Source organism: Microcystis sp. M169S2, assembly GCF_020245865.1.
Classification (GTDB): Bacteria; Cyanobacteriota; Cyanobacteriia; order Cyanobacteriales; family Microcystaceae; genus Microcystis; species Microcystis ichthyoblabe_A.
The window spans coordinates 1-8,309 of record NZ_JADBUB010000134.1 but is presented as its reverse complement, the minus strand read 5'-3'; the positions used below and the strand labels follow the sequence as shown (position 1 = coordinate 8,309).

The window sequence follows — 8,309 nt, the reverse complement described above, 5'->3', positions numbered from 1 at the left end:
CACTTTTACAGGAAAGTCAGGACAAAACCTTAGCTATAACACAGATGATGATATCTGTGTGTGGCTTTATAGTCCAGACAATCAAATTTTACAAGGAACAAAATTGCCAGAAGACGGAAAGTATTTGCTGCAAATTGCTGCCCCCAAAGGTTCTAAAACTTTTAAGATAGATATAAGTTTAGGAACGCTCGCTTCTTCCCCGACACCGACACCAAGACTCTCTCCATCTCCCTCATCTTCCCATGATCTCACACAAGATGAAGCAGCAAAACTTGTTAAACGTTGGTATGAAGTTAAAAGACAGGCTTTCGGTTCTTCTTTTGACGACAGCTTAGTGAAGCAATACGCCACCGGACAACTTTATTCTAATGCCTTAGAAAAATGTAATGATGGAATCTGCGGGGGGACAGTGGGTTGGCTGCGCTCTAAAGGCTGTTATTATACTTATGATTTTTCCAATATTAATCGGATAGTCTCTTTTGATCCTTCAGGTTCGTCACCTTCAATAACAGTCAATGTAACGGAACAACTTACACTCCATGGTCCCAGAAGTGCTGGATGTGGAACCCCAACCCAGACTTATCAAAAAAATGTTACCTATTGGTTTAAAAAAGAGAGTGAAAATTGGAAAATTTCCAATCGAAATTGAGCAAGAAAAAGCCATTTCGCCAGCTTATAGCCAAGCGATTAAACAATTAATTAAACGAGATTTACATCCTCAAGCGTGGAAAGAAAAACCTTTTAATCCTATCCAAGACTTTTTAGGTCAATCTCTCCTGGTTAAAACTCAATTTTATGCTAAAATGGGCTGGACATTTAATAATCGAAATGATGCGGCTATTATCGTCAGTCCTGATAACAAAACTCATTATATTTTAGTTGTCTTTGGAGATGAAAAAAAGTTTTATCAAGATAAAGAGTTTTTCCCAATTCTTTCACGACAAGTTTATAACCAAATGCTTAAAAAATGACTTAAGAAAAGACTAAAATAGGAGATAATTCGGGAGAATAAGCAAGTAAATACGCCAATTAAGTTGCAAAGGGCAGTTCAAATGATTCCGGTTCTGATAGAGTTGCCGCCGAGATTCTATACATCTGTACTGAATAAAAAAAGTGCAGGACTTTTAGGATATTTTACCTTTTTCCTATCGGCATTTCAGGCTTTTTCAGCATACCCTACTTAACTTTTCGCAATCCTTTAGAAAGATAGGCAACGAAAAAAGCTAACACTCCTGTCATTCCTACCTCAAAATAATTGGCCATGAGAATAGCGGTAAAAAACAGGAGCAAGATAATTAATATAGTCCGCTTTTGTTCAGATAATTTCATCTCTAATTGCCTCTAATTCGGTTTTAATACTTAATGGTTGATAACCTAAAGAAAAAGCAAGAGAACTATCAAGAGAAACATCCTGGGGACGGGGCGCACTCATGGGAACATCGGACTGTAAACAGGGTTTTATTTGTTCTCTGGGAATGTTAAAAACTGCCGTCATTAGTAAACCAAATTGATAACGAGAAACTCTTTCTTTACCACCCAGATTAATAATTCCTTGCACTTTTTCTAGGGCTAAAAGTAAACCATTCACCGCACTATTAACCCCAACAGCTGTACGATATTCATCGGTAAATAGAGATAATTCTTTTCCCTCTTGCAGGGTTTTTAAAAAGGGTTGCAAAAAACTATTAGCGCTGGGAGAAGGGGAACCAAACATCAAAGGCATTCGACAAATGGCTGCCCGAGGATATATTGCTAAAATACCCTTTTCTGCCGCTACTTTTTGCTCACCATAGACACTGACTGGAGAAACGGGATCATTTTCGGAATAGGGGGCATTTTTACCATCAAAAACCAAATCGGTAGAGGTAAAAACTAGGGGTATTTGATATTGACTACATAAACGGGCAATTTCTAGAGAAGCTGTCAGATTAATTGCCTCGGATGCTTGGGGAAATTCTTGACAGAGATTCGGTTTTGATTGGGCAGCCCCATGAATTACCGCGTCGGGTTTAATCTGTTGAAAAAGTTCTTTAACTGCGGCTAAGTCTGTTAAATTAATTTTAATTAAATTTGGGTCATTACTATTGACATTGTGATTAAGGTATGTACCGAAACTTGCCCAAGATGAGCGAGTTTTTTGGTAAATATGCCAACCTAAAAAACCACTAACTCCAGTGATTAACAGCGTTTTCATAGTTTAGAGATTAAATCCTTTTTCGTAGGCTAAAAACTGTACTTGTGGTTCCAAAGGTTCACTAACTAAACCAATTCCTGCAAATCCCCATCGCTGCATCAGTCCCTTTAATTGTGTTCCTGAGAGAGTTTCCACAGAAAAATTATTGGCTAAATCCTGAGCATGGGTATTGATATAACTTAAAGCATCGTAGGATTCTTTAAACAGAAGCAGATAAATAGCCGGACTTTCGCTTTCACCTTTTCTCAGACGCGCCACTAGGTATTGTCCGTCTTGTTTTGACCTGAGTAAATAATGTGTAGTTGCTAACATAGTTGGTTAGATAAAAAGTGAGAAGGAAAAAAGGGGTTGGGGGTTGGGGTTTAGGGTTTTGGGGTTTTAGTTGAATTTACCCATTACCCCATTCCCCTATCACCCTACTTTAAATCCTCCAATTTAATTCTAGGATCTACAGCTTTGAGAAGTAAATCAGCCAGAAGATTACCGATAATCAACATAGTAGCCCCCATCATTAAACTGCCCATAACTAAATACAAATCTTTAGCCGTCACAGCTTGCAGAATTAAACGACCTAATCCGGGCCAGTTAAAGAAAAATTCGGCGATAAATGCCCCACTTAACAAACTGGAAAATTCAAAGCCCAAAAGAGTTATCAGAGGATTAATAGCATTGCGTAAAGCGTGGACATAGATAACTTTATTTTCCGGTAAACCTTTCGCCCTGGCGGTTTGAATATAATCCTGTCGCAGAACATCTAATAATTGTCCCCGCATCAATCTTTGTAATCCAGCAAAACTGGTAACTGTCAGGGCAATAGTTGGTAAAATCATATGCCAAGCGATATCTAAAACTTTACCAATAGGGGAATATTCCGAATAGTTAATACTGGTCATATCACCTACTGGTAAAAGCGGCGAGACATTTTGAGCGAGAATTAGCAGTAAAAGGGCAGTGATAAAACTGGGGAAACCTTGACCAAGATAACTGATAACTCGAAAAAATTTATCGATAAATTGGTTTTGTTTGACGGCGCTGACAATGCCCAAGGGAATCGCAATCGCCCAGGTTAAAATGATGGAAGTCAAAGACATTAATAACGTCGCTGGAATTCTCTCTAATAATAGGGAAGACACGGGACGAAAATAGGTAAAACTCAGACCAAAATTAAACTGAGTTACCACTTGCCACAACCATTTAAAATACTGGACAATCGGCGGATCTTTTAAACCAAAAAGGGCAATATATTGTTCTTTTGTTTCCTGACTAATCTTGGGATTAAGGTCAAGCAAAGCCAGAAAACCGCCGGGGGTTAATTGGATAATAGCGAAACTCAAAGCCGAGGCCAACAACAGAGTTAATAAACCCTGGAGAACACGCTTGACAATATATAAAAAAGTTTCGCTAGTTAGGAGAGATTGTAACCCATTAGCACTCGATCGATCGGTTGCCGCCTTATAATTATCATCAGTCGCCGTCATAGAAAAAACCTAATAATCGATAATGGTAATAATCGGTAAATCGGGTAATTTTTCCCGACCACCGAGGTCGATTAACTCGATGATAAAAGCAAATCCTAACACCTCACAACCAATTTTTTCTAATAAATCGGCCGTCGCTTTCGCCGTCCCTCCCGTCGCGATTAAATCATCGACAATTAAGACTTTGTGATGGGATGCCACCGCGTCCTGATGAATTTCCAGGCTATCGCTTCCGTATTCCAAATCATACTCGATACTGTGAACGGCGGCGGGTAATTTGCCCGGTTTCCGGACAGGAATAAATCCCGCTTCTAATTGGTATGCTAAAGGAACACCAAAGAGAAAACCCCTGGATTCCATACCGACAATGTAATCGGGGGATAAACCGTAATCGCGACACTTTGCCGTTAGGGTATCGATCGTGTAACGTAATCCTTGGGGATGATTGAGTAGGGTAGTAATATCGCGGAAGACAATACCCGGTTTGGGAAAGTCGGGAATATCGCGAATCAATGATTTCAGATCCATTCAGTTTCCGTGTCTCGTAAAATGGGGGACAGCTATCTATACAATACAATTTACAATACCCTGACTCGATCGCCCTTGTGTTTTAGTTCTCCTATATCATGACCTCTACTAGCCTAACGCCCGAATCTACAGCATCAGCCCCAGAAAAACCAGTTATTTTAAGCGTTTTACCCGATTTTCCGATTGCTAGTCAGCAATGCGCCCTACATCTCCAACAGCATATCGATTTAATGCTATTAGCGTTGGAATCCTTAGAAGTCGGTGCCGGGGAAGCCCTGTTAGCCCTCTCTAAAGAACTAGGACTTGATAAAATTGTCAGAAACCGGATTATTTTCTGGCGATTACGCTGTACTAATCCCTGGCGAATTTCCTACACCCTCGACCGTCTCACCCTTGACCAAGCAAAAGCTTTAGTTATCATTGCCAGTTATCGGGCCAAACCCCTAGCTATATCCATCCGACAATTACTGTTAGCGCGGCAACAGATGGAATCAAAGGGTTTACCCGTGGATAATAATTTTCTTTTATCAGAATACCTAGAACGATTTCGCTCCAATTTTCGCAGTCGCATGAACCCCCGCCGGGCCAAAGTATCGGTTTATCTAGCTGATGAAAATGCTTTAAATGAACTGGCTTTATCCCTCCTCGATCAGTTATTATTTTGTACTGGTACGACGGGAATGCAGCGCTTTTGGATTAGTTTATTTGATGGGGAGATAGTGTAAAAATGAGAAGACAGTATAGCTTGCCCAATTGTACCCTGATTCTCGATGGTTTCGGCGATGATTTCGCACCAGCTAACCCCGGGGATAGCCGACCTTTACTCTCAATTTTGACTAACGTAGAATGTCGGTTAATCGGGGCCAATAAAGTCCTGCAAGGTGGTCGGGTTTTCTTGGAAAATTTGGTCCAAGCGGTCAGTCAGTATGCCCAAGAATTTTTGAGTGGTGTTCGTCATCCCCAAGACCCCGTCCATGAACCAGATCATGTGTACCTAGAAAAGATTGACCAGAATCTCCATCGTCTGGTTTGGTATCCATCAACGGACTTGAATATCCCGGAAAGTCCGGTGAAGATAGAAATCAGTACCGTGCAGTTATTCGATTTAATAGAAGCGATTGACCAATTTTTTGCCGATACTCGCACTTTACCTGACCTAACCCTGAAATTACAGCCGGTTTCCCGTCGCTACCATAAGGTTAATGAATCGGTGGCCAGTCGAACAGTGCCTTTTTTGGCGGGATTAGGCAGTCTTGTCGCTTGCGCCCTACTCTTCTATCTGTTACCCGTTCCCCAAGTCCGTAAACCCGAAAATCCCCCCATTCCTGCCGCTTCTCCCAGTCCCACCGTCCCCACTAATCCTGTCCCCCCCCCCAGATAAAATTAGACCCTTGCGCTTTTCCCAACACCCCACACCCTACACCCTACACCCCACACCCTTCTCTGTCTTAGTTTTTTAGAGAAAGTACCCAAAAAAAAACCGGATTTTTTTTGCACAAGTTAGAAAAATTGTGTTATGCTGGTAATTCTGTGAAGGTTTTTCGATAGGGAGTATTGAAAAAAAAATGACCAAACTGGGAACCCATTTGATTGTCGATGCTTGGCAAGTACCTGCTGACCTCCTCAACGATCCCGAGCGCATTCGTCGCGCTATCCTCGATGGAATTACGGCAGGAGAAGCAACGCTGATCGATTTGTGTGTCCACCAGTTCAGTCCCCACGGAGTTACCGCGACGGCGACTTTAGCTGAATCTCATATCGCGATCCACACCTGGCCTGAACACGGCTATTTCGCCGCCGATTTATTCTTCTGTGGTGCGGGTAAACCCGTGGTTGCCATGGAAATTTTGACCAAATCCCTGCAAGCAGGTGAGATTAAAGTGCGGGAACTAACCAGAGGATTCCCCAGTCCTGCGGCAGTTTATGAAAGCAAAAAGGAAGAACCCCTTAAGTCTTCCCTAGTTATGGCCTAATTTCTAGCGCCGGCCTCGATAATAAGTTAGCAGCACTGGCGATCGCCTAAACTGAAATCGTGATCAGGATAACCTTTGTTTTTATCCTCGCCCTCTTTCCCTCTCTCGTTAGTCTCTGGTTAATTAACCGATCCCAACAGAGATTAAGCAACCGTTTGAGAGGGATTCGCCATCGTCACGAATACAGCACGGTGATGGCCAGTGATTTTTTGTCAATCCCTCTAGGGACAGAAAATAAACCGGCCTTGATCGGTGATATTAGTTGTCGTTTTAATGCCTATTCCCCCCATTTGCGTTGTGCGGTTAATCCCACCGGTCCCTGTGAAGGTTGTCGGCAGTACGAAGCTAAAACTGGCACAGTGTGGGCGGCTTGAGCTTCCAAAAAGTTCTCTGTTTGCTATCCTTAAAAATTATCGCTATCGCAATTGAGGAGTGTGGGAATAATGGCGTTCAAACGAAATTTGACCCTCTTAATCATCGGATTAGGATTAACTTGTTTACCCGTATATCCGGCCCAAGCTAACCAAATCAGCACCGTCACCCCGAATACGGCGGCCAATCAAACTCTCGCTACCCATCTGGTCTTAAAACTGAAAGAGAGAAAAGTTTACGTTTATCAAGATAAGCAACTTTTAGCGCAATTTACCGTCGCCGTCGGCAAAAAAGGCTGGGAAACCCCCACCGGTAAATTTGAAGTGCGGGAATTAGTTCGCAATCCTGTCTGGAAAAGTCCCTGGACAGGAAAAGTCAGCACCCCCGGTCCCAATAGTCCCCTAGGGGAAAGATGGATCGGTTTTTGGAGTGACGGCAAAAATTCCATCGGTTTTCACGGCACCCCTGCGGAAAATTCCCTCGGTCGCGCCGCTTCCCATGGTTGTGTGCGGATGCGGAATCGGGATGTGAAAGTATTGTTTGATTTAGTCCGCATGGGAACCCCCGTCATCGTTCAACCTTAATTCTGGCAGGTATTTTTTTAAGATAGGCAGGTCTTCCGGGCGATCAATATCGGCTAATTTAGGCAGATAAGCGGTTTTTAAAGCCAGTTTAGCGGCAATTGTCTGGGTTTTTGCCAAGACTTCCCCCGTTCCCCAGGGAATATCGTCAAAAAGCTCTGGAAAGACCTGTTTTAAAGCAATTAGGTAGTATCCTCCATCTAGAGCTGGTCCTAAAACCATATCGTGGGTTTTTAGGGCTTCAAAGGCTGCTAAAATCTCTTTTTCCCCGATTTCTGGACAATCTGTGCCAATAATAGCGATCGCTGTCATCCCTTGAGCAAAACCATCGGCAAAGGCATTTTGCATCTTTTCTCCTAAGTCTTTTCCCCGTTGAGAATGATAGCAATAATGCACACCTAACCAAGTACGCATTTTCTCCTCGCTGCCGCCATGGTAGTAAATGATCAGAGAGAGAAAACTCCTCAAACCCGCTAATTTACTGAGGGTATATTCGGCCAGTTTTCGGTGTAATTCTTCGGCTCCCTTGGCTGCCAAAGCTGGAATCATACGGGTTTTTACTTTCCCCAATTCCGGGTAACGGGTAAAAATAATCAGTTGTTGTCTCCAGTCCACGAGTGATTGCGACGATGATGTTCATTATTAGTTTTAGCCTACTGTCAATAGGAGGCAGGAAAGCCAATAAAACAGGCTTTATTGGCTTAGTATAGATTATTTTAGTTGGTTATCTAATTAGGGTTTGCGGCAAAAAGTTATTGAAAAGTACAGGTCTCTTAATCAATGATTTCACTTAGCTATAAGTATAAGCTTTCGTTGTTGATTAGTTCTTGAAATATAACTTATCCTAATCATTGACCGAGAAAAAGTGCTGTTTTTCCATTTCAGACATAAAAAAGCCCAAAAAACCTGCCTCAACAGGTTAGAAAGATTCATGACTAAAAAAGTAATAGCAATCGCTGAAAAGGAAGTATGAGGAGGGAGCATCTCACCTTTGCAATAAGTAGAAATGCTTAATGAGATCAATAAAAAAGTTAAAAAAGGCGGCTCTACCGAACCTGTCATGTAAAACTATCAATAACTCATGCTTGTAAAGTTTGTACACTAAGACTTTGAGTTTTTGTTAGATTGATATTTATCAACTTTAGAGCCTTGCTGTGCAGAGAAGGAGCTTGAGGAATTTTCT

General features: G+C 42.0%; 13 protein-coding genes and 1 pseudogene. 7 read left to right on the top strand and 7 right to left on the bottom strand.

The annotated features are described in order from the left end of the window. Both IM485_RS13895 and IM485_RS13890 read left to right on the top strand, forming a co-directional pair. Positions 1-649, top strand: a 649-nt coding sequence (locus IM485_RS13895; RefSeq protein ID WP_287743792.1) for an ARC6/PARC6 family protein, incomplete at its 5' end; no start/stop codon positions are given. Then, positions 618-971: a serine hydrolase gene (locus IM485_RS13890; RefSeq protein ID WP_287743789.1), complete on the top strand. Its 354-nt coding sequence runs from the start codon at positions 618-620 to the stop codon at positions 969-971. The genes IM485_RS13895 and IM485_RS13890, both read left to right, overlap by 32 nt. Before the next feature lie 205 nt (positions 972-1,176). Here the strand turns inward: IM485_RS13890 and IM485_RS13885 are convergent, their stop codons facing one another. From IM485_RS13885 to IM485_RS13865, 5 genes are all read right to left on the bottom strand, one after another. Further along, positions 1,177-1,329 carry a hypothetical protein gene (locus tag IM485_RS13885; RefSeq protein WP_002759543.1) on the bottom strand — a complete coding sequence of 51 codons (153 nt, stop codon included), beginning with the start codon at positions 1,327-1,329 and terminating at the stop codon, positions 1,177-1,179. Next, positions 1,316-2,194 (bottom strand): SDR family oxidoreductase, encoded by an 879-nt coding sequence (locus IM485_RS13880; protein ID WP_287743786.1) that lies wholly within the window; start codon positions 2,192-2,194, stop codon positions 1,316-1,318. Before IM485_RS13880 ends, IM485_RS13885 begins: the two co-directional genes overlap by 14 nt. Before the next feature lie 3 nt (positions 2,195-2,197). Then, positions 2,198-2,506, bottom strand: coding sequence for a hypothetical protein (locus IM485_RS13875; protein ID WP_104398320.1), 309 nt, complete (start codon positions 2,504-2,506; stop codon positions 2,198-2,200). Between the two features lie 104 nt (positions 2,507-2,610). Next, entirely contained in the window at positions 2,611-3,672 is a 1,062-nt protein-coding gene (locus IM485_RS13870; protein WP_104398319.1) for an ABC transporter permease, read from the bottom strand. 9 nt (positions 3,673-3,681) lie between these two features. Continuing rightward, on the bottom strand, positions 3,682-4,200 hold the full coding sequence (locus IM485_RS13865; RefSeq protein WP_002742074.1) for an adenine phosphoribosyltransferase: 519 nt from the start codon (positions 4,198-4,200) through the stop codon (positions 3,682-3,684). Between the two features lie 98 nt (positions 4,201-4,298). Here IM485_RS13865 and IM485_RS13860 point away from each other — a divergent pair, with 98 nt between their 5' ends. From IM485_RS13860 to IM485_RS13840, 5 genes are all read left to right on the top strand, one after another. Continuing rightward, positions 4,299-4,925: a DUF3038 domain-containing protein gene (locus tag IM485_RS13860; protein WP_287743784.1), complete on the top strand. Its 627-nt coding sequence runs from the start codon at positions 4,299-4,301 to the stop codon at positions 4,923-4,925. Between the two features lie 2 nt (positions 4,926-4,927). After that, the gene (locus IM485_RS13855) at positions 4,928-5,581 is read left to right on the top strand and encodes a DUF4335 domain-containing protein (RefSeq protein ID WP_002768934.1); all 654 of its coding nucleotides are present in this window, start codon (positions 4,928-4,930) and stop codon (positions 5,579-5,581) included. A 184-nt stretch (positions 5,582-5,765) separates the two neighbouring features. After that, positions 5,766-6,173: an adenosylmethionine decarboxylase gene (gene speD / locus IM485_RS13850; RefSeq protein ID WP_002754975.1), complete on the top strand. Its 408-nt coding sequence runs from the start codon at positions 5,766-5,768 to the stop codon at positions 6,171-6,173. A 59-nt stretch (positions 6,174-6,232) separates the two neighbouring features. After that, complete coding sequence (locus IM485_RS13845) at positions 6,233-6,547, top strand: DUF6464 family protein (protein WP_287743782.1); 315 nt, start codon at positions 6,233-6,235, stop codon at positions 6,545-6,547. 69 nt (positions 6,548-6,616) lie between these two features. Beyond that, complete coding sequence (locus tag IM485_RS13840) at positions 6,617-7,129, top strand: L,D-transpeptidase (protein ID WP_104398315.1); 513 nt, start codon at positions 6,617-6,619, stop codon at positions 7,127-7,129. Here IM485_RS13840 and IM485_RS13835 read toward each other — a convergent pair. Both IM485_RS13835 and IM485_RS13830 read right to left on the bottom strand, forming a co-directional pair. Beyond that, positions 7,091-7,741 (bottom strand): TIGR04282 family arsenosugar biosynthesis glycosyltransferase, encoded by a 651-nt coding sequence (locus IM485_RS13835; RefSeq protein ID WP_104398314.1) that lies wholly within the window; start codon positions 7,739-7,741, stop codon positions 7,091-7,093. The genes IM485_RS13840 and IM485_RS13835 overlap by 39 nt on opposite strands. A 171-nt stretch (positions 7,742-7,912) precedes the next feature. Further along, positions 7,913-8,101, bottom strand: a pseudogene (locus IM485_RS13830) (IS5/IS1182 family transposase); the annotation flags it as partial. Between the last annotated feature and the right edge of the window lie 208 nt (positions 8,102-8,309).

Bases quoted from the DNA above. Each gene is read 5' to 3' on its own strand.
- IM485_RS13870 (WP_104398319.1), bottom strand. From the start codon at position 3,672: ATGACGGCGACTGATGATAATTATAAGGCGGCAACCGATCGATCGAGT.
- IM485_RS13880 (WP_287743786.1), bottom strand. From the start codon at position 2,194: ATGAAAACGCTGTTAATCACTGGAGTTAGTGGTTTTTTAGGTTGGCAT.
- IM485_RS13885 (WP_002759543.1), bottom strand. From the start codon at position 1,329: ATGAAATTATCTGAACAAAAGCGGACTATATTAATTATCTTGCTCCTG.
- IM485_RS13860 (WP_287743784.1), top strand. From the start codon at position 4,299: ATGACCTCTACTAGCCTAACGCCCGAATCTACAGCATCAGCCCCAGAA.
- IM485_RS13840 (WP_104398315.1), top strand. From the start codon at position 6,617: ATGGCGTTCAAACGAAATTTGACCCTCTTAATCATCGGATTAGGATTA.
- IM485_RS13865 (WP_002742074.1), bottom strand. From the start codon at position 4,200: ATGGATCTGAAATCATTGATTCGCGATATTCCCGACTTTCCCAAACCG.
- IM485_RS13855 (WP_002768934.1), top strand. From the start codon at position 4,928: ATGAGAAGACAGTATAGCTTGCCCAATTGTACCCTGATTCTCGATGGT.
- speD (WP_002754975.1), top strand. From the start codon at position 5,766: ATGACCAAACTGGGAACCCATTTGATTGTCGATGCTTGGCAAGTACCT.
- IM485_RS13875 (WP_104398320.1), bottom strand. From the start codon at position 2,506: ATGTTAGCAACTACACATTATTTACTCAGGTCAAAACAAGACGGACAA.